This is a genomic window from Treponema denticola (assembly GCF_024181405.1).
GTDB classification, from domain to species: domain Bacteria; phylum Spirochaetota; class Spirochaetia; order Treponematales; family Treponemataceae; genus Treponema_B; species Treponema_B denticola_D.
Genome location: NZ_CP051302.1, coordinates 1,113,109 through 1,131,312 on the forward strand (window position 1 = coordinate 1,113,109; position 18,204 = coordinate 1,131,312).

Genomic DNA, 18,204 nt, shown 5'->3' on the forward strand with positions numbered 1-18,204 from the left:
GAAAGACAAATGAAAAAATATATTTTTATATTAACTATAATTTCACTTATTTTTGTAAATGCCTATTCTGAAGACGGTATCAATGAGCAAACCGAAGATATGCTGAACGAAGTTAGAAGCAGAAACGGAATAGATTATTTTTCTCCTGCAGCTGAAGATGAAGCAACTACTGAAACAGAAATTGAAAAAACTGAGCCTGAAATATCCGAAGCTGATACCATAAATGAAGAAGAAGCAAAAACCGAACTCCCTCCTAAGGAACCTTTTTTAAAAAACGGTAGGAAGGCATTCGCATTCGGTATCGATATTAAAGTTGGAGCATCAAATTCTTATTTTAAAATTACCGATTTGTTTAAAAACACTCTTGAAATTGACTTACCTGATATGTCAAAAACGTTGCCTAAGGCCGGATTAAGTTTCTGCGGAGACGGTGGCGCAAACATATACTTGGATATTTATATAAAATCAAAAGCCGAATTCGGTTTTTTTATAAAATCAGGAGGTTACGAGTTTTCAAATATTCCTAAAAATTTAATCGATTTTGCAGCAAAGGGGAACCTTTCTTCAAACAGTTTTAGCGGAAAAATAACCGGAACATTACAAGGCTTTGCAGATACGGGTATTTTCTACGGTATGAAATTTAATTCGTTTAAATTTAGAGTAAGCACTTCTTATTTTATACCTATAGTCTATATGGAATCGGATATGGGAGATTACGAGTTTATCAATGACCCTATGACAGGAAGTATAGTTGCAAGAGGTAAGCTAAAACTAAATATGTACTCTCAGCTTCCCATATTCGGAAATAACGCAACATTCGATATAGGAGATATTTTATCAAGGGGCGGTGCCGATTTTAATTTTTACGGTACCTATACTTTTAATGAGCTTGCCAATCTAAATTTTAATATCATAAATATTCCAATCTTCCCGGCCAGACTAAATAAGGGTCTTTCAATAATATATGAAGGCGATTTTAGAATGGAATCTCTAATTCAATATATGAACAACTTTTTAACGCCTGATCAAGCATCTCAAATAAAGCCACCCAGCGGATCTTTTACTGAGACTTCAGCCTATGATTTACCTACAAAAAAGATATTCAGGCCATTAAAACTTGCAGTAAGCTCGGATATAAGGCCTTTTTTAAACGATTATTTGATTATTACACCAAGTTTAGGTTGTCATTGTTATAAGCCCTTTTATGTAGATGCCGGAGTAAAATTGGAAAGCCGATTTTTAAAAGTTCTTGGAGCCTACATCGGAATGTCTTATGAAGACAGGGTATGGAAAAATACGGCAGGACTTTTCTTGGAAACAAGAGTATTTAGACTTGAAACAGCAGTTTCGGCAGCATCTCCTTCATTTACAGGAAGTTTTAAAGGAACCGGCGCCGAAGCAACAGTAAAACTGGTATTCGGATATTAAAAAATAAGGGGCAGTCTTGAATGACTGCCTTTTTTTATGGGCAAAAAAAAACTTCGTTTTTTTAAAACGAAGTTTTATCGGGCAAGGCGGATTTGAACCGCCGACCCCAAGTCCCCCAGTACTCTAGTTCTCTAGTAATTAGACGTTTTAAACCGTTTTGAGCGGTTTTTTCGCCAAAAACGGCTAAAAACTACCCAATATTTTCGATTTAGTCGACAGTTTAGTCGACAGTTGCTATAAAGAATATTAACATAGAAAGCAGGTAAAGTAAAGATTAAAACAAAAAAAAGGCAAGATTTTTTTTATCTTGCCTTTTGATTTTTCATTTTTTAAAAAATCACTCTCTTAATCTGAAAAATATATACAATCCGAGGGCAGCAAAGCCAAAAGCAGCAAGAATAATAACGCCTTTAAATTGTACAAATCCAATTGCTATTAAAATTAAAATCCCAATACATAGCGGTACAAGAGCAATCTTGCGCCTAGAGTGTTTGATGGTATCAAACACCGCCAAGGCTCCCCCCGCTAAGCCGATGACTGCTCCGATGCAGTCCGTTGTAATTGACTGGCCGTAATTTACGATAAAAATCGAAAGAATTACAAGTCCCATAATTACAAAAAATATAAACTTATTTTTCATATCTTAAACCCTCCCAAGTTTTAATTTTATTTTTAAAATAAAAAATCCTATACTTCCCAAAATCAAAAGAGCTAAAATGCAAGACAAAATTACAAGGCTGAGCTTTAATCTGTACCCTGTCTTTTTTAACTTCTCAATCTGTCTTGTTTTTGCTTCCAGGGCTATGTTTACCTCGCCTTCGTACTCGTTGTAAGATTGCCTTAAATTCTTCAAGGTCTCCTGCTCCTCCTTTAATGAACTTGTCAAATTCTCCGACAAGTTCAAGGCTTCGGTCAATCTTTCCTTTAAGTTCTGTATTTGTAGTTGCTGATTGTGTCTGTTCGTCTCCCAGCTTTCCGAGATTTTCTCTAACCTCGTAAGCTCCGTTTCTGTGATTGTGTATTCCGCTTCTTGTGCAACAAGAGGAAAGGCTAAAAAGCAAAATACAAATAAAAAAAATAAAAAACTTCTTTTCATTCATTTACCACCTCTTTGTTTTCATAAAATAAATCCTGTTGTTTTTCTTTTATGGCATTTTTAAGCCTTGTTTTGGCAATACAAAAATACTCATCATCCAACTCCATACCGATAAATTTACGGTTGGTCTTGATACAGGCTACGCCGGTAGTGCCGGAACCCATAAAGGTATCAAGGACGTTATCGCCCTCGTTTGTACTATGTAAAATAAATTTCTCAATAAGTGCTATAGGTTTTTGCGTCGGGTGTAGTTTTTCGCCATTTGTTTTTTTTGCTCCAGAGCAAAAAGATTGTACGTCTGATATTACACTATAGGTGCCTTTTATGTTAAAACTGTTTCGTTTTGTCGTAAAAATAATAAGTTCATGTTGATATATATAAAAGTTACCGGGACCGGATTTTTTATCCCATACAAGCATATTTTTTACACCTAATATGCTGTACATAATTGGGTAATAAAAAGCATAGCTTCTCCAGTCGCAGAAAAAATAAACACAGCCGTCCGTCTTTAATATGCGCTTGTATTCCGTAAAGAGCTTTTCATAAAAAGGCTTACAGATAGCAAGATCATTAAAAACCCCACGCTGCCCATTGTGAGTCATCCCTAAAAAGTACGGAGGATCGGTAATGATAGAATTAATGCTGCTGTCAGGGATTTTAGGAAGCAGGTCGAGACAATCGCCATGTAATAGCTTTATGTCTTCAGTCATTTACCGCCTCTCTTTTTCTTAAAAAACCTAAGGCGTTGTAATACTTACGGTCGATTATATAAGCTCCTGTTTGAGCATACCCGTCTTGCTCAAAAACAGTCATCGATAAATTATCTGCAGCTAAGACGATAGCAACATGTCCAAATCCGTTTTTTTTAGTCGGTTTGAAAATTACAACATCGCCGGCAATAGGCGGCGTTCCTTTAAATTCAATTTTTTCAAAATATTTTTTTTCCACCGGCATTTTTTCATATTTTGTGTAAAGCTCTGATGCTCCAATCACACCGCCTGTATGCGGTATGTTTAAAACATCTTCGCAATACTGACGGAATAAATCAACACACTGACAGCCATAGCGACCGTCAAAGTCTATCTTTTTACCGTTGTATTTTTTTACAAATTCGTCTAGTGTCATTTTTTTTATTCCCCCTTAATGCAGATTTTTTAGATACTTTTCGTTTTTCTTAATTGGAAAATCGATGCAAAGTATTTTATATTCCGGCAAAATAAATTTATCTTTTTCGCTTTCATACATTTCGATTTTTTCTTTAATTCTTGTGCTCATTACCTCTATCATAGAGTCTGCCCAAGAGTTTACCAGCTTTTCAAGGTCAGGCCTTATATCTCGCCATGCGGGGTAATTTTCAGTCCCGCAAGGTAGGCGAGGTATCTTTAAAAGAAAAGCCTTGTAGTCGATTTCAATATTGTAGAGGATGTCTTGTATGTAGCCGTGCCGCTCTTTTGATGTCAGCTTTTCTTTTAGGTTGTTATAATCAACACGCTCCAGCAATTCATCTTTGATGATTTCGGCGGCGGTAAGAGCAGGCAGCTCGCATTTAATGTTAGCTTTAAATAAGTTTTTTATGGGTTCATAAAGGCGGCGGATTACCCGTCTTTCATCGGCTTTTAGCTTTTCATCGATTTCGCCGGAGCGTCTAAAAAGAGCTTTTCGGAGCTCTTCATCTTCCATACGCTTTTTATTTTGTTCGTCGATTTCAGCCTTGAAGCTGTCTAGCTTTTTATCGACTTTGCCTAGTGCGATTTTTTTATCGCCCCAGCCTAAAACCGCCCCCTTGCGGATTATGACTATTAAGGCAATAAATATCAGAATGGCTATCAGGGCGATAACGCCCCAACCTATTACCGGTATTTTGTCTAAGTTCTCCATTTAAAATATGCTCCTATTTTTTTTTAACCTTTCATTATAATAGGTGGACTTATTGACATTTTTTTGACTAAAAGATAAAATATTTTTAAATAAAGGAGAAAAAAAATGAAAAAGATTGTTTTAATTGTTTTTGCAATATTCTTGTTTACAAACTGCCAAGCTCCTACATCAGCAATCGTTATTGAAAATAAAAGTAATTATCCCGCCACCTTAAAAATAGAACATATTAAGGAAGATAAAAATAATGTAATTCTACAACCAACAGAAGGAATAACTCTCTCCTTGATTGCACCAAATACAATTAAATATGCCGTTTCTTTAGAAAGTATTTCTCGAAATTATTTAAAATTCATTTCTGACAATTATTGTGTTATAGAAAATACAGTATCTGAAAGATATACAATTATTAACACGACAAGGTTCAAAGTAATTTTAACAGAAAAAAATAATCTGTTTGATAATACAACTATAGAAGGTGTTTCTGATACTGAAATTGTAAAATCAAAAAATATAGATGTTTTTTCTTCATTTTTAAACATTAAAGCAATTACAGATGATGAGTTTAAAATTATCCTTGATGTTTCTGTTCAAAATAAAAAAATTATAATAAAATTATAACTTTAAGCGAAGATACCCTTGAGGCTTTTTTATTTTAGCCCTTGACGATACTACAAAAATAAGATATTGTATATTTTATAAGGAGATAAAATTTTATGAAAAAGATTTTTTTGATTCTTCTCTGCGCCCTTTCTCTGTTTATTTCTTGTGGTAAAAAAGAAAAAGGAGTCATAACGATTGAAAACAAGTCAAGTCATGTGCTTGATATTGAGTTTGCTCAAAACTATTCTTCTGAGTTTATAAAGCTTCAACCTAACGATTCAATTAGCCGTTCTTGGGAACGCTATTTTCATTGCATAATAGAAAAACCGAGTACAAACATTTTAAAAAGGCAGCAAACCAAAGAAAAAATAACCATATTTGATAACGATAATTTATATTCTTATACCGTTATAAATGGGGTTTGTCCTCTGAAAATCCTTGATGAAAATCAATTTATTTTAGCTCAAGCCGTAGGGATCCCAGTGGATTCAATAAATATTACTCAAGGGAATAATACTATCAAGACTTTTATACCTCTTTCAATTAAAAATATAATTTTTGACACAAGTGAAACTATTGTGATTGGAGGCTCTACATATAAAAAAATAGAAAAAATTGGAGATGATTATTTTTTTAATGAAGATCTGGGTGGATTGAAGTCATCGAAAATACATATATTATTTATTGGTAATAATACTATTAAAATAACCAAATAATTTATATTTGCTTTATTTTTAAAAAACCATTCTCAACATAAACCCTTCCGTAAGAATAAGTATCGCTATAGCCTTGCGGTAATTGTGTCAGCTCCATTGTTGTAGTGCTCGTGTTTAAAGAAAATTTTAAATGGCCAATTTTAATAAGATTTTCCCAATCGGGGACCTCTAAATCTGGCAGATCATTTAAACCGCACTCGTACAACCTACCATTGTCCCAAATGTATGGGCGTATAATGTAAAGCGTTTCAATAACTTCTGTCGCGTTGTTTTCATAAAATAAATTTAAACAAAATTTGTCTACGTTGTATTTTACATCCCCCTTTCTATAGGAAGACATACCATGCAATCTTGAGTCGCGTTCATAAACAACATTATAGTACGTCTTGGTGCTTTTTTCGTAATAATTAGACAGCCCTTTTATTTTTTTTCCTTTGTATGTTCCTTGACATTCCATATAGCCTAAGAATGGAAGAGTGTTATCAGATGTAGGAAAGACATTATTTTTTATAATTTTAAAAAGATATTCATTATTAAATTCAAATGATTCCGGTGTAGATTGTCCTTGAATTAATTTAAAAGGAGGCGTTATTATGTCTCCGCAAAAAAAAGCTTTTCCGGTTGGTAAAACTTCAAAGACAGTCTTACCGTTATTCTTTGCTAAAATTCCAACTTCTCTATTTATAGACAATTCAAAATCTAGCGGATCATTCGTGTCATTATCGACTAAAAGCCTCTTTACCGTCAAATTATCTAAAAGGGCTGTATTAGCAGCAAGGGACTCCCCTACAGCTTTATTGAAGCCTAAAAATTGACAAAAAACCGAGCCGAAAAAATTGGTATCTCCAAATAAGTCTTTACACTTTTCAAGCTGGTCTTTTAAACACGCTGAGTATTCTGCGGTGTAGTTTGCCGGAGGATCCAGCTTCTGCCAAACAGAACCCGTCCATCTATAACACCAACCTTTCTGATACTGTGCCAAGGGTTCTATAATTAAAATCCAATCTCCTATTGAGGCTTCGTTAAATCCATTTTTAGGACCGAGGGCAATATTTACCCTCCCCCCTTCAGGCGGAGTTTTAACGGTTCCCAAATAACGAGGGGTGTGGAGCGGGACGCTTTGTTCAATTAAATGTTCAACGTGTCCCAGCACCGTGCCCTTGCTTACAATATGATAAAGGCCATTGATGAATTCTTGTTTTAATATTTCAACATAAACAAGCACTTCATCAAAGGTAGCGTGCGTTCTTCCTCCTCCCAGCGTGAAGCCTTCGGAAAAGTCTACGGGGTAATTCCCTGCGGTAAGTTCTGCTTTTAATTCTGCGTTTTTGTAGATTTTAAAAAAACCGTTTTTTGAAAAAAGAAAACACCAATGCGCCTGCTCTTGGTCGTCTTTAATGTCGGTTACGGTTTTAGTATCTGCAAGCTCGATTGTTAAAAAATCTGTTGCTTGGTCAAAATAGGCTTTAATATTCGCCGTTGCAAAAACGCCCCTGTAGTGGTCTGCTTCTACAACACCGTCCCATTGCCGCCAAAGTGAGATAGTAAGCTCATTTCTATTGCCGGCAATAGGCATAGTTCCGGCCCCTGCCGGGAAGTAGACGGCGTTCCCGGAGATGCCCTGAACGATTTGTGCGTCTGCGGGAAGTGTCATATTTGCCCCGTTTGCGTAGTTGATTGCTTCCATGATTTACACCTCCGTCTCTGTGAACATGCCTGCAAAATGAAAGGCTCTTTCGTTTTCAGGAACATCAATATTAAATTGCAAAAGTTTAAGCCCGTTAATCTCTATTGTGTTTTGAATTACTTCTTGCTCTGGAACATGAATAAAGCCCCATTGATAGTTGGGTAAGTTTTGTTTTATTTTTGCAAAATTACCGCAAACGATTTTATCAAAATCAAACTCGACGTTTGTTTTGAATCCCGTAAAGCTGGGATTCGGGGTATAATGGTCAGCCCAACACAAAATACCTATTATTAAATTTCCTGTCTTTGAGTATGGAATTCTTACATTTGTATGTTTTTTGTTCGCAGCAAAATAAGACAGGGTAAGACCTGCCGATAGTGAATTGTGAGTACTTTTGCTCGTAGGATTATAAAATTCTAAATCAAAAATTCTTGTTGGTGTCCACATAAAGTCTGTGTTTCTTTCAGCAACCGCCCAGCCGCCGATATACCAAGTGCTAGCAGAGTTTGACAAAGCTATATAAGAATAGCCTTCATCATCTTTTATTATGTCTTCTTTGTTGTAATTAAAAGCTACCCATTGGTAATACCTTGAGTCCCATGCGTCTTGATTTCTGGGATTAAATACAACACTCTTTCCATAGTCAGTATGTTTATCCGCAATTTGAGAACCTAGTAGTTTTTTTATGCCTTTATCGGAATTACACAGCCATGCGGTTATAATTCCGTAAGACCAATTATCTCCGATTGGATATTTTATAAAAAAAGCCCCGTCTTTATTTTCAGGCAGTTTTACTTTTATAACAATGTAATTTGTAGGCGTTTGAGTTTCACAATTTGATATGACAGTATGTTCTGTAAATTTAACAATATATTGAGCTTGCCATTTTCCGTATTTAGAAACAGCCCCTGTTCCAACACCGATTAAATTAGTAAGAGGTTCATCCGTCATTTGGAAGGCTTCTCGGCCGTCCCAAATTATTTGGCCGTTTTTGTAAAGCGGTTGTAAAATGGCGGCTTGCCTTTTTACTTCGTTAAGTTCTGCTTTAACTTCATTGTAGGTTTCGGTAAGCCGATTGACGGCTTCGATTACTTGTTCATTTGTCATTTTTTATCTCCTTATATAACTTTTATAAACGGGTATACCCCGTAAGATTTTATTCTATTGTCTTTTGCTGTGGGAACGACACGGGATGCATCCATCAAAAAACTAATATACGAAGCATTCGAATCGCTCGTATGTCCGTGGCCAGACACGAAGTGGTTGAGGGTATAAAAAAGATGGCCATGTTCTGGCGAGACACCACCTGCAGCAGAGGAAAATCCCCCTTTAATATTCCTTATAGCGTCTCCTTGATACTCCAGTGCCAAGGTTGCGCCGCCTCGGCCGCTTCCGTCATCGACTGCTCTTAATGCAACACCCCGCAAGTCAGGCAGTTTTGGGTAACCGAAAGCGTCATAACCTAGATAGTTTTTCTTATTTCTATCCCCGAAATTTTCAAGCCAAAATTGATAAAACTCCGGGTAAAGTTCCGGAATAAAAGAATAGCCGTTGGCATATAAATAGCCGTAGGTATATTTTTTGCTTGTAAAATATCGAATTTCGCCGATAGGACCTGATTCTTTGATTAAGCGGTCTTTGTGAGCGTTCTCTAGTTCGTTTGTTTTTTCTTGAATAAAATTAAGCATTTTATTTTTTTCTTCAAGATAAAAATTATTTATTTCATTTTTAAAATCAGTAATTGTTTGTTGTGCATTATTGTTAAGTTTATTTTCTGTGTGCTGCAAAATTTCATCAATTAAGGATTGCTTAATATTGCCCTCAAAAGCCCACACATTCCCTCTAAAGTCTACCACCGCATAGCAGCCAAGGCCGAATGTTTCGGCGTTTATATTTTGAGATATAGAGTTTTTATTTTTAATACCTGTCGTAGTTACGGCGTTATAATTACCGGTAAGTTTATAAATAATGTGATACGGCTTAGCACCATTTCCGTTTTGCTTGTCAAAAAACAATTTTAATGTAAAATCGTTTTTTAATTCTCCCGATAAAATTATAACGTTATTTAAAGCGTCTTCAAAAGTCATCTTGATTTCTGTTTTGTCTGTACAGTCAAGTTCTATGATTTTAGATTGCCAAGCCGTATAAGATGGGTTGGGGGCTGGCCTTGTTTTCTTAGATTCATCAAAATTTAAATAAACTATTTTTTTATCTCCATGCGGAAAAAATGCACCTTGTCCGGGCTTACCTTCTTTACCATCCTTTCCGTCTTTCCCGTCTTTCCCGTCTTGAGGCGGGCGAGGCTCTGCCTCTATCTCCGATTCTGTTTTGCTCGGCGGCGTGTAAGCTCCGACAGTCTCGGCGGTGTATTCTATATAATTTTCAAGAACATTTATTTTCTTTTCTAAAATTCTTACTACACCTGTGCCGATATTCCTGTCTTGAATAGATACCACGCTTCCAAGTTTATAGTCTTTTATTGTTTTAAATTTATATGTTATATTTGAAAGATTGTAATAGTTTAATAAATCTTTTGATAAAAGCTCCGCCCTAACTTTTGTGTAAATATATTTAGCTTGAACATTTAATCTTTTATCGTTTGTTGTGTTGTTTGCGGCCTTTGCTTTATTTTTAGTTTTTTTTACATAAACTTTTTCAGCCTTAAAATTAAGTTTTCTTATCCAATTTGAGAAACTATTATCCGTATTTTTTACTTTTATAAAAGCTTTCGTATTTAAAGGCTCAAAGTTTTGAACGGCAATATTGGACATGTCCCCATCAATTTCAAGTGTTACATTTTCGGCGAAGATAACTTCACCTTGATTGCTTTGGTATGGAATATAGATTCCGTCTTGTGCTCCTCTATAATAAGCTGCCGGAAGTAATTCTATATAGCAAGAATAACCCATTTGAGCCCCGGCCGTCTCTTTGAATACGTAAGAGTCTTCTACAATTTCAACCCCCGTCCATTCTGTTGATACTTCCGTTTTTTTTCTTTCATCGTGACTAAGACTTATTAAATCTAAGCACTCTCGGCCATTTATTAAATACTCTGATTGAGGATTATTTAAAAATAGGTTTATAAAATCAAGTTTACCTTCATTGTCAAAAATAAAAGTATAACCGTATTCAAAAAGAATATCGGTTAAAATTTTATGATAAGAGTCATCAGGTTTTAAATGTACTCCATAAAGTATATCATTTATTTGAGGAACAGGCTTATAATTTATTCCTGCAAGATCTAATATTTCTTTTATTGCGGCACTTGCCGTTTTTTTTGTCTTAATAAAAACGTCTCGCCCCACTTTTTGCTTTAATAAATAACCGCCTGAAACAATTTCTATTTTTACGGGCTGTAATTTTTGAGCTTTTGGAATTGTGAAATTCTTTTTTAAATAGCCCGTAAAAAAAATCTTACCGTTCTTCATAATTTGAGCCTGTACATCAAATTCACCCATTCCTAAAAGTAGATTGTTTAATTCTATGTTCGGCAATAAACTTAATTGACAAGAAGCGTCGGCCGGTTTTAAATCTTTATGCAAAACTTCAGTTATTGAAAAATCGTTTAAAATAAAATTGTATTCTTTCCAATCGAGTCCTTGAAATTTTATTTTTAATTTATATTTATCTTTCATTTAATACCCCATTTTTTCGGCTTCTTTTATTTCTTCTCGCAACTTTAACGCTATCTCTCGAGCATCACCGTTTACGAACGAATGATTAAAATGTATGTTAATTTCTGTAGGTTTGGCCGCAACTGCGGCAGAAGCTCCGGCAGAAGCATTTTGAGATCCGGAAGCACCCCCTAGTTTTAAAGCTGCTCTACCTTCCGTTGATAAGTCTGTATCTGTTATTTTTTCAAGACTTCCTTCGTTTAACGATCTATAATTTGCTCTACCCAAATCAATGGCACCAAAAGTTATAATTCGGACAAGTTTTGAAACGCCGTTTATAAAACCTGCTATGGCATTGTGAACTAAATTAAATATAAAAATAAGTCCATTGCCTATCGGCACTAGAACATTATTATATAGGAATAAAAAGGCTTTAATTAAAGGCTTTAGTATCGGTTCTAAAATTCTTAAAAGAGGCGTTAATACTATTCCTAAGAATTTTCCTATAACTCTTAAAATTCCAAATAAGGGAGCCAGAATTGAATTTAAAATAGGGCCTATAATTTCAATCAATCCTTCTAGTACTATTTTTAAAAGTTCAACAACTATTACTAATGGATTACCTGTTTGAGCTGCCTTTTCAGCAACATTACCCATCCAGCCTATAGCTCCCCCTGCATTTTTTACGGTATCAAAAAGTTCTTTAAAGGGAGATGTATCTTCTTTTCCTTGTGGAGGAGGGGCGCTCTCGCCGTCAATCTCCTGAACCTGTTTCTTTTCACCAGAAGGCTTAGACATTATCTTTCCAAATTTATCAGAAAATTCTTTAAACTCATCTTTAAATAAATTTCCGTAATCTGCCCCGGCTTCTTTTACTGTTCCAGAAACAGCAGCAACGCTGTTGACGACAGTATCGCCTAAATTTTTAAAACCTCCTTTGATGTTGTCCCAAATTTTATTATCAGGTTTTTTGTTGTCATCTTTTCCCCACTTCTCAAACTTTTCTATTTTTTCTTTTCCAAAAAACTCCCTTACCGAATTTATCTTATCCAACAAATTATTTAATCCGTCTACAAAAAAATTCATTACGCCATAAAATGTTTGTTTTATTCCATAAATTATAATCTCAAATCCGTATTGCAAAGGCTGCCAAATAATGTTTGCAATCGCTCCTACAGTCGACAAAAAAACAGCTAAAAGAGATCCAAATAGTGTCCCTATAATTTTTATTGCGTTTTTAAAAGATATCCATAAAAATTCAAACGTAAAAACTTTTTTCATCATTTTATCTAAAACAGAAAAAGAAAGGCCTGCTATTTCGGGAAGGTTTCTAAAAAAATTAATAAAGTTGTCTTTGTTGTTTGAAAGCCAACTTGTAACACTTTTAAGAGGCCCTAAAATATAAGAAAAAGAAATATTTTGAAGGTTTAAAACAATGTCTCCTATTATTTTTTTTAGATCATCAAAAGTATTTTGAACCTGCCGCGCTTTCCCGGCTTCGGTGTTGGCCATAGCTTCGTTCATTCCTCGGTATTGCTCGGCGATAATAGATACGGCATCTCCATTTTTTAATTGCTCTTCCGTGAGGCTTGCAATGGCCGGATTAAGCTCTTTTAATTTACCCGCATTACCTGAATAAGTTTTTGATAAAGTCTTAACCGCCTGATCTAAAGGCATTACACCTGTACTTGATAAATCGGCGGCAGCTTTCATCACGCTATTTATTTGTGATTCATTTAATTTCATGGAGGCCAGGAACGCTTGATTTTTTGTAACCTCTTCCCCTGAAAAAATACTAGCCCCTGATTTTGTCAATTTGTCGGCTTCGGCTTGTAGTCTTTGAAAAGCTCCGGCAGTAAGGTTTGAATTATTTTTAACGGAAGTATTCAGTCTTGTAAGTTGTGCTTCTTGCTCTTTAAATGCATCTGTAGCCCCGTTAATTGCGGCAGCTCCAACATGCATTACTTTAGCAATAATTACACCTTTAAGGCTTCCTGCTATGTTTGTTACTGACTTTTGAAGTTTAGCTAAGCTTATTTGTGCTTGACTTACAGCCAAGTTGTTAAATTTTCCGTTTATCTCATATCTTGCAACTGCCATGCCTACCCCTTAGCGTTTTCATAATCTTCTTTTATTTTTTCAAAATACAAACATTGAATACACTGTATGATTTTATAAGTTTTATAAGGCTGAAAAAAGGCGGAACAGTCAAAGGGAAGATTTATAAGATTTCCGTTTTGTCTGTCCGCAATCATCAAAAAAAGCTCAAAGAAAAAATACCATTTTTCCCAGATCGGTTTTAGTTCCGCCTCTTCGGCAGGGTTTACTCCCTTAAAAAAAAGGCGGCCTATTGTTTTGATTTCTCTTTCTTCAGCCTCTCCGAGAAAGGGAGAGAGCCCAACCATGTGCCTAAAATTTCCATAAAAAGAGAGCCCGTTTTTTTAAGTTCATTATAAACTTCAATCTTACTAGCCGGTTCTCCTTCCTTAGTAAAAGAATGTTCTACGAGACAATCTTTAAAAAGGTTCTCAAGGTATTTTAAGTTTTTGTTTAAGGCCTCCTCCCCTTCTCTTTTGTCGAGCCCGTGCATTTCCTGCATGTTAAGTTCTCTTAAAATAAGATAATCATTCTCGTTACCTTCCAAGTTTTTTAAATCAATTCTTGTTTTAAAAATGTAATTTTCGCCAATATCTTTTAACTCCATTTATTTACTCCTTGTTTTTTTAAGCATCGTATTTTGTTGTAACATTATTGTAAACCTTAACGGTTAAAAGCGGATCTTCAAAGTTTTCTACAGCCTTCATGCTCATTTTTTGGATAACTTTTTCAGAGCCTCCAACGTTGGCCGAAAGCTCCGTTAATTGAACAGCGGGGATTTCAATATCAATTTTAAAAGGCCGTGATTCTTTTGATTTTTCGGCGCTCGTAAAATGAAGCGATATAGAAAAATCATCATCTTTTTTATAATAATCTTTCTTTATTTTTGCACTTTCTTTTGAGTACAAAACTTCAATATCAAGCTTTATATCCCTTGCGCCGCATTCAGGTTCTATAAAGAATTCTCCTGTTGCCGTTGTTTGGGTGGAACTTTCAAGATTGTTGTTATACTCAAACTTTATATTTGTAACATCTGCAACGGCAGAACCTTTGATTTTAAATTCTCCGCCTGAAAATTTGAAAGCCCTTTGAGACGAGGGCTTTAAGGACTCAACATTGTTAAGTTCTTTGATAAGCTCGTGGTGGCCTATAAAGTTTAAGTCCAGCTTTACATAGTCCTCTTGTTGTGCCGAGAAAGAAAGAGAATTTATTTTACAACCTAAGTAGCTGTTTTTCTCGGCCGTGCGGTCAATCCCAACCGTGCAAGAAGGAAGACTATCCGTCAAATCATTTCCGATAGGAACAAAAGAATGTTCTAGGCTTTGTTCTGTTCCTTGCGGTGCTGCCGTTATTTCTTTTCCACAAAGCAAATAAAAAAGAAGACCTGCATCATCGGGCCTCAAAAGCGTTGACAAAGCCCCTTCAACCTTGCGGCTCATTGTTGCAACTTTACCGGTTGCAATCCCGCCGGTTAAAAGCCCTTCATCTTTTTTATTAAACTTTTCTTGAAAACCTTCCGAGGAAACTTTTATCCTGTGGCTAAATGTTGCCTCGGTTTCTCCGTAAGTTCCAGCGGCCAATTCAAGGCCTAAGTATACTTTTAATGAATTTCCTGTTATCATTTTTTTTCACTCCTCTCACTATAATAGGTGTATTTTTAGTTATATTCTTTTGAAAATTTTATTTTTAATTTTGCGGCCTTGTAGTTGATGTTACCTTCTACATGGTCATAAAAATTTATTTTTTCGGTAATAGCCTCATCTACAATTCCGCCTAGTGTTTTTTCATCATCAATCAGTTTAAAAAAAACTGTTGTATATTTTGAGACCTCCTCTGTCATTGATTGAGGCGGTGCACTGCCCCGTAGAGTGATATACAAATCAAGATAGCCTGTTAAAAGGGAGCTTTCGAGTGTTAAGACTTCAAAAGAGTAATCATCATAGTCAAAGTACAACACTTTTTTTGCTCTATCTCTATCTATGTCGGGAAAGCTCATTATAGACTTATCAAGAGGGCTTAAATTGTAAAGCGAGGAGGCAAGAGGCTTGTAGTTTTCTGTAATATAATCTTTTATGTTTTTTTGTAGTTCGTAAAAATCAGCACTCATTTTTTCTCCAATATTTTGTTTAGTTCTTGTTGCAATATTTTATCTGCAATGTTTATCATTGTTTCATCTGTCGTGTTTTCCCTCCATGCGTTAATAACGGTAGGCCTTCCCTGAACAAAAATACTATCTTTTTTTTTAATCCATTTATCTCCGATTTTAAATTGAACAAAACCCTTTTTGCTTTTAGAATTTATTGTATATCCGTCCTCATTAGCAGCATGAATCCACCATGCATTTCTAATACTCCTTCGCTTTTCTTTTGTCCCAAGCCACCCCGAGCTCCCGTCAGATTTAACAAAAATATCTGTTTCTTTAGCTAAAATACCTGTTTTCTTTTTTAGAACTTTACCCTTGAAATTCTGCTTTACTATTTTTTTTATAGGTCTAAGTATTTCTCTTAGTATTTTTTTTTGTAAAGTTTTTTTATTCTTTCCTAATTGTTCAAAATTATTTAATAATTCTTCACAATCAAATTTAACTTCCATATTCATTTTATAAAATCCTATAGCCTTCAATCTCTTTTAAGATTTTGGAATAATCCCTCGTTGCTATAAAGGTTCTGCCTCCGTCTGCTCCAAAGTTCTTACCAGTGATTGCTATGTCTCCGCCCTCTTCACTTACCATAAGGGCCGCTATTCTCATCATAGTAAGCCTTATGATGTCCGGTATGTTATCAGGCTTAAAGCCTGCTTTATATTCGATTGTGTGTATTTGGTCGGGGCTGATATTTTTTATTAAAATAATATTTACACTTTGCTTTAATATCTCTGTTATTTCCCCGTTTATTTTAAGTTCCGAAACATTAATCGCTTCGGCTTCTATATATGTCGCTCCGCCTATTTTTCCTCGTGTATATATTTTTTCTTCCAGAGAATATCCAAGATACTTTTCTATGATTCCTTGAGCCGAGTTTAAATATAAATTGAAAAGCTCGGAGGAGTTGGGATCGTCAACTTTTAGGTAAGAGGAAAAAAGGGCTAAACTTACAAATTTATTTTCCATAATTTTTATCTTTTATAAAAAAGCCCTGCCTTTTTAGGCAAGGCTTTTCGTTTTGTTTTTAGGCTTTAGCTTTTAAGGCGTAGAAGTCGTTTATGATCGGTTTACCGTTGGCGTGCATGACGGCTTCAAAGTAGACGTTTGTGTCTCCTACCTTTGCCTTAGGCGTGATGTCGATGTCTCCGGCTATTCCCATTCCAAATTTTTTCAAATCCCCGGCGATAGCAACAACCTTACCGCCTGCGCTGTCTTTTAACATGTGGCTTGTTAAAATAACCTTAACCCCTTCGATTGATTTTGTTTCAATCAAAGTTTTAAGGTAAACGGCCGATAAATCTTTTTCGGGACTGTCGGCCAAAATCTTGGAGTAAATTGCGGGGTTCAAGATTATATAGCCTGTGTCGGTTTTATCGGCAATCTCCAGAGCGAGACTTGCAAGATCCATAACCGTAACCTTGCCGCTTGCTCCTGCGGTGATTGTTTTATCAGCCTTAAACGTCAAAGAGCTTAAGCCTTCAAATTCTTTCTGCGAGTCGCCTCGGCCCGAGATGATTTGCTTATGATAGCACTGAGCAAAAGCCTCAGCAAAGAGGCTCGGCAGCTTTTGAGCAAAACCCACCTTGTCAAATTTGATTGTTTCCATTGAGACCGGCAAAAGAGCCACAAACGGCCTCGGCAAGATTTCAACGGCGTCAAGTTTGGCGGTGCTATCCTCAGTTATAGTTTTTGTGCCTTCCTCGCTTCCTGCAGGGGCTGCCAAGCCCGGATAAAGGAGCGGAATTGTCGTCTTTGCGTTTGTTCCTGTGTAAACCGAAACAAGATTTAAAAGCGGTGTCTTTGCTTTCATTTCTTCTACAATTTGACCAATTAAGGCTTGTCCGCCTAACTCGGTCGGGATTGTAATAGCTCGCTTTTCGATTAAAGCGTTCGTAACTTCCGAAAAGTCAAAAGCTGTCCTTGTCTCGGTTGTGTCTGGGCTTTCTGCTCGGGCAATCTCCTGATCAAGTTCGGCTTTACGGGCTTTAAGCTCCGCTATTTCTTTTTCGGCGTCTTCGGTCGAGATTTCGCCTTTTTCGATTTTTGAAGACAAAGCCTTACGCTTTTCTTCAAGCTCGGCCTTTCTTTTTTTGATTTCTTCTTTGTTCATCATAAAACTCCTGTTTAAAAATTAAAGAGAGATTAAATCCAATCTCTGCAAGAGGGTTGTGCGTTCTTTTTTTATTTTTAAAGCTCGCTCCTCGTCCTCTTTTTTCTTTTTTTCTTCCTCTTCGCTAGATGCCGTTTTTTCGGCGTCATCCTTTTTTTGCTCTTGGGCTTGTGCCGCTGTTTTGTTTTCCGGAGCTGGCTCCTTTTTTTCATCAGCGTTGCCGCCTTCGGCCTCTGTTATGATTTTTTGCAAATCACTGGTAAGCTGCTTTAATAAAGCTAATACTTCTTTATCCATTCCATTCCCTCTTTTAAATAATAGGTTTTGTACATTTTTAATTGCGCTTCTCATATCCACGCTTGCGGTGGCTTCCGGGTAAAATGGGAAAACCACACCGTAAGAAACTTCTAAAAGTTTGACTTCTCGAAGATAGACTATGCCGTCTTTAGTGTCCTCTTTTACGGAAATAAATCCAAAACTCATGCCGGTACAGTCTCCACGCTCAACAGAGACTATCAAGTCATTTGCAAAAGAGGTGCTAGGAAGTTCACAACGACACTCCAGTCCTTCTTTTGTGGAGGTTAAGGACAAAGTCCCTGCCTCGGTATTTCCCAGCGGATAATCGTCATTGTGATTTTTTAAAGCAACTATCCGCCTTTTACTGTTTAAGCTTTGATTAAATGCCGTGTTTGTTATTACTTCTTTATAAAAGCCCGACATACTAGAGCCCTCCGAGTTATAAGGAATTAATCCTATTAAAAATTTCTTTCCCTCTTCAGTTTGTTCGGTCCTAAGTTTAATATCTTTTAAATATAAAGTTTTTTTATCTTTCATT

Annotated in this window: 20 protein-coding genes; 3 read left to right on the top strand and 17 right to left on the bottom strand. The window is 35.9% G+C overall.

The features are described from left to right. The first annotated feature begins 9 nt into the window (after positions 1 to 9). The gene (locus tag HGJ18_RS05150) at positions 10 to 1,428 is read left to right on the top strand and encodes a hypothetical protein (RefSeq protein ID WP_253698015.1); all 1,419 of its coding nucleotides are present in this window, start codon (positions 10 to 12) and stop codon (positions 1,426 to 1,428) included. A 337-nt stretch (positions 1,429 to 1,765) separates the two neighbouring features. On the opposite strand, the gene HGJ18_RS05155 is transcribed toward HGJ18_RS05150, so the two are convergent. The 5 genes from HGJ18_RS05155 to HGJ18_RS05175 are packed head-to-tail and all read right to left on the bottom strand — an operon-like array spanning position 1,766 to position 4,402. After that, a complete protein-coding gene (locus HGJ18_RS05155) occupies positions 1,766 to 2,068 on the bottom strand; it encodes a hypothetical protein (RefSeq protein ID WP_253698016.1) in 303 nt (100 codons plus the stop codon). Positions 2,069 to 2,071: 3 nt separating this feature from the next. Then, positions 2,072 to 2,524, bottom strand: a complete 453-nt coding sequence (locus HGJ18_RS05160) for a hypothetical protein (protein ID WP_253698017.1) — start codon at positions 2,522 to 2,524, stop codon at positions 2,072 to 2,074. Then, positions 2,521 to 3,234: a DNA-methyltransferase gene (locus tag HGJ18_RS05165; RefSeq protein WP_253698018.1), complete on the bottom strand. Its 714-nt coding sequence runs from the start codon at positions 3,232 to 3,234 to the stop codon at positions 2,521 to 2,523. The genes HGJ18_RS05160 and HGJ18_RS05165 overlap by 4 nt, the downstream gene beginning before the upstream one ends. Continuing rightward, a complete protein-coding gene (locus HGJ18_RS05170) occupies positions 3,227 to 3,649 on the bottom strand; it encodes a CHAP domain-containing protein (RefSeq protein ID WP_253698019.1) in 423 nt (140 codons plus the stop codon). The genes HGJ18_RS05165 and HGJ18_RS05170 overlap by 8 nt, the downstream gene beginning before the upstream one ends. 15 nt (positions 3,650 to 3,664) lie before the next feature. Continuing rightward, positions 3,665 to 4,402 carry a hypothetical protein gene (locus HGJ18_RS05175; protein ID WP_253698020.1) on the bottom strand — a complete coding sequence of 246 codons (738 nt, stop codon included), beginning with the start codon at positions 4,400 to 4,402 and terminating at the stop codon, positions 3,665 to 3,667. Positions 4,403 to 4,507: 105 nt separating this feature from the next. On the opposite strand from HGJ18_RS05175, the gene HGJ18_RS05180 reads away from it, so the two are divergent. Further along, positions 4,508 to 5,020: a hypothetical protein gene (locus tag HGJ18_RS05180; protein WP_253698021.1), complete on the top strand. Its 513-nt coding sequence runs from the start codon at positions 4,508 to 4,510 to the stop codon at positions 5,018 to 5,020. A 95-nt stretch (positions 5,021 to 5,115) separates the two neighbouring features. Next, positions 5,116 to 5,718: a hypothetical protein gene (locus HGJ18_RS05185; RefSeq protein WP_253698022.1), complete on the top strand. Its 603-nt coding sequence runs from the start codon at positions 5,116 to 5,118 to the stop codon at positions 5,716 to 5,718. Position 5,719: 1 nt separating this feature from the next. Here HGJ18_RS05185 and HGJ18_RS05190 read toward each other — a convergent pair whose 3' ends face one another. Genes HGJ18_RS05190 through HGJ18_RS05245 form a run of 12 tightly spaced genes read right to left on the bottom strand, consistent with a single transcriptional unit; the run spans position 5,720 to position 18,203 of the window. After that, a complete protein-coding gene (locus HGJ18_RS05190; RefSeq protein ID WP_253698023.1) occupies positions 5,720 to 7,405 on the bottom strand; it encodes a hypothetical protein in 1,686 nt (561 codons plus the stop codon). Positions 7,406 to 7,408: 3 nt separating this feature from the next. Then, positions 7,409 to 8,512, bottom strand: coding sequence for a hypothetical protein (locus HGJ18_RS05195; protein ID WP_253698024.1), 1,104 nt, complete (start codon positions 8,510 to 8,512; stop codon positions 7,409 to 7,411). 11 nt (positions 8,513 to 8,523) lie between these two features. Next, positions 8,524 to 11,040 (bottom strand): hypothetical protein, encoded by a 2,517-nt coding sequence (locus HGJ18_RS05200; RefSeq protein ID WP_253698025.1) that lies wholly within the window; start codon positions 11,038 to 11,040, stop codon positions 8,524 to 8,526. After that, positions 11,041 to 13,119, bottom strand: a complete 2,079-nt coding sequence (locus HGJ18_RS05205) for a hypothetical protein (RefSeq protein WP_253698026.1) — start codon at positions 13,117 to 13,119, stop codon at positions 11,041 to 11,043. It lies immediately after the preceding gene. Positions 13,120 to 13,121: 2 nt separating this feature from the next. Then, positions 13,122 to 13,424, bottom strand: coding sequence for a hypothetical protein (locus tag HGJ18_RS05210; RefSeq protein ID WP_002670877.1), 303 nt, complete (start codon positions 13,422 to 13,424; stop codon positions 13,122 to 13,124). Then, positions 13,367 to 13,723, bottom strand: a complete 357-nt coding sequence (locus HGJ18_RS05215; protein WP_253698027.1) for a transposase — start codon at positions 13,721 to 13,723, stop codon at positions 13,367 to 13,369. The genes HGJ18_RS05210 and HGJ18_RS05215 overlap by 58 nt, the downstream gene beginning before the upstream one ends. A gap of 19 nt (positions 13,724 to 13,742) precedes the next feature. Further along, positions 13,743 to 14,738: a phage tail tube protein gene (locus HGJ18_RS05220; RefSeq protein ID WP_253698028.1), complete on the bottom strand. Its 996-nt coding sequence runs from the start codon at positions 14,736 to 14,738 to the stop codon at positions 13,743 to 13,745. 35 nt (positions 14,739 to 14,773) lie between these two features. Then, positions 14,774 to 15,223, bottom strand: a complete 450-nt coding sequence (locus tag HGJ18_RS05225; RefSeq protein WP_253698029.1) for a hypothetical protein — start codon at positions 15,221 to 15,223, stop codon at positions 14,774 to 14,776. Continuing rightward, positions 15,220 to 15,714: a hypothetical protein gene (locus HGJ18_RS05230; protein WP_253698030.1), complete on the bottom strand. Its 495-nt coding sequence runs from the start codon at positions 15,712 to 15,714 to the stop codon at positions 15,220 to 15,222. Before HGJ18_RS05230 ends, HGJ18_RS05225 begins: the two co-directional genes overlap by 4 nt. Position 15,715: 1 nt before the next feature. After that, positions 15,716 to 16,225, bottom strand: coding sequence for a hypothetical protein (locus HGJ18_RS05235; protein ID WP_253698031.1), 510 nt, complete (start codon positions 16,223 to 16,225; stop codon positions 15,716 to 15,718). 58 nt (positions 16,226 to 16,283) lie between these two features. Further along, positions 16,284 to 17,369 carry a phage major capsid protein gene (locus HGJ18_RS05240; protein ID WP_253698032.1) on the bottom strand — a complete coding sequence of 362 codons (1,086 nt, stop codon included), beginning with the start codon at positions 17,367 to 17,369 and terminating at the stop codon, positions 16,284 to 16,286. A gap of 21 nt (positions 17,370 to 17,390) precedes the next feature. Then, on the bottom strand, positions 17,391 to 18,203 hold the full coding sequence (locus tag HGJ18_RS05245; RefSeq protein WP_253698033.1) for an HK97 family phage prohead protease: 813 nt from the start codon (positions 18,201 to 18,203) through the stop codon (positions 17,391 to 17,393). Between the last annotated feature and the right edge of the window lies 1 nt (position 18,204).

Bases quoted from the DNA above. Each gene is read 5' to 3' on its own strand.
- HGJ18_RS05150 (WP_253698015.1), top strand. From the start codon at position 10: ATGAAAAAATATATTTTTATATTAACTATAATTTCACTTATTTTTGTA.
- HGJ18_RS05155 (WP_253698016.1), bottom strand. From the start codon at position 2,068: ATGAAAAATAAGTTTATATTTTTTGTAATTATGGGACTTGTAATTCTT.
- HGJ18_RS05160 (WP_253698017.1), bottom strand. From the start codon at position 2,524: ATGAAAAGAAGTTTTTTATTTTTTTTATTTGTATTTTGCTTTTTAGCC.
- HGJ18_RS05165 (WP_253698018.1), bottom strand. From the start codon at position 3,234: ATGACTGAAGACATAAAGCTATTACATGGCGATTGTCTCGACCTGCTT.
- HGJ18_RS05170 (WP_253698019.1), bottom strand. From the start codon at position 3,649: ATGACACTAGACGAATTTGTAAAAAAATACAACGGTAAAAAGATAGAC.
- HGJ18_RS05175 (WP_253698020.1), bottom strand. From the start codon at position 4,402: ATGGAGAACTTAGACAAAATACCGGTAATAGGTTGGGGCGTTATCGCC.
- HGJ18_RS05180 (WP_253698021.1), top strand. From the start codon at position 4,508: ATGAAAAAGATTGTTTTAATTGTTTTTGCAATATTCTTGTTTACAAAC.
- HGJ18_RS05185 (WP_253698022.1), top strand. From the start codon at position 5,116: ATGAAAAAGATTTTTTTGATTCTTCTCTGCGCCCTTTCTCTGTTTATT.
- HGJ18_RS05190 (WP_253698023.1), bottom strand. From the start codon at position 7,405: ATGGAAGCAATCAACTACGCAAACGGGGCAAATATGACACTTCCCGCA.
- HGJ18_RS05195 (WP_253698024.1), bottom strand. From the start codon at position 8,512: ATGACAAATGAACAAGTAATCGAAGCCGTCAATCGGCTTACCGAAACC.
- HGJ18_RS05200 (WP_253698025.1), bottom strand. From the start codon at position 11,040: ATGAAAGATAAATATAAATTAAAAATAAAATTTCAAGGACTCGATTGG.
- HGJ18_RS05205 (WP_253698026.1), bottom strand. From the start codon at position 13,119: ATGGCAGTTGCAAGATATGAGATAAACGGAAAATTTAACAACTTGGCT.
- HGJ18_RS05210 (WP_002670877.1), bottom strand. From the start codon at position 13,424: ATGGTTGGGCTCTCTCCCTTTCTCGGAGAGGCTGAAGAAAGAGAAATC.
- HGJ18_RS05215 (WP_253698027.1), bottom strand. From the start codon at position 13,723: ATGGAGTTAAAAGATATTGGCGAAAATTACATTTTTAAAACAAGAATT.
- HGJ18_RS05220 (WP_253698028.1), bottom strand. From the start codon at position 14,738: ATGATAACAGGAAATTCATTAAAAGTATACTTAGGCCTTGAATTGGCC.
- HGJ18_RS05225 (WP_253698029.1), bottom strand. From the start codon at position 15,223: ATGAGTGCTGATTTTTACGAACTACAAAAAAACATAAAAGATTATATT.
- HGJ18_RS05230 (WP_253698030.1), bottom strand. From the start codon at position 15,714: ATGAATATGGAAGTTAAATTTGATTGTGAAGAATTATTAAATAATTTT.
- HGJ18_RS05235 (WP_253698031.1), bottom strand. From the start codon at position 16,225: ATGGAAAATAAATTTGTAAGTTTAGCCCTTTTTTCCTCTTACCTAAAA.
- HGJ18_RS05240 (WP_253698032.1), bottom strand. From the start codon at position 17,369: ATGAACAAAGAAGAAATCAAAAAAAGAAAGGCCGAGCTTGAAGAAAAG.
- HGJ18_RS05245 (WP_253698033.1), bottom strand. From the start codon at position 18,203: ATGAAAGATAAAAAAACTTTATATTTAAAAGATATTAAACTTAGGACC.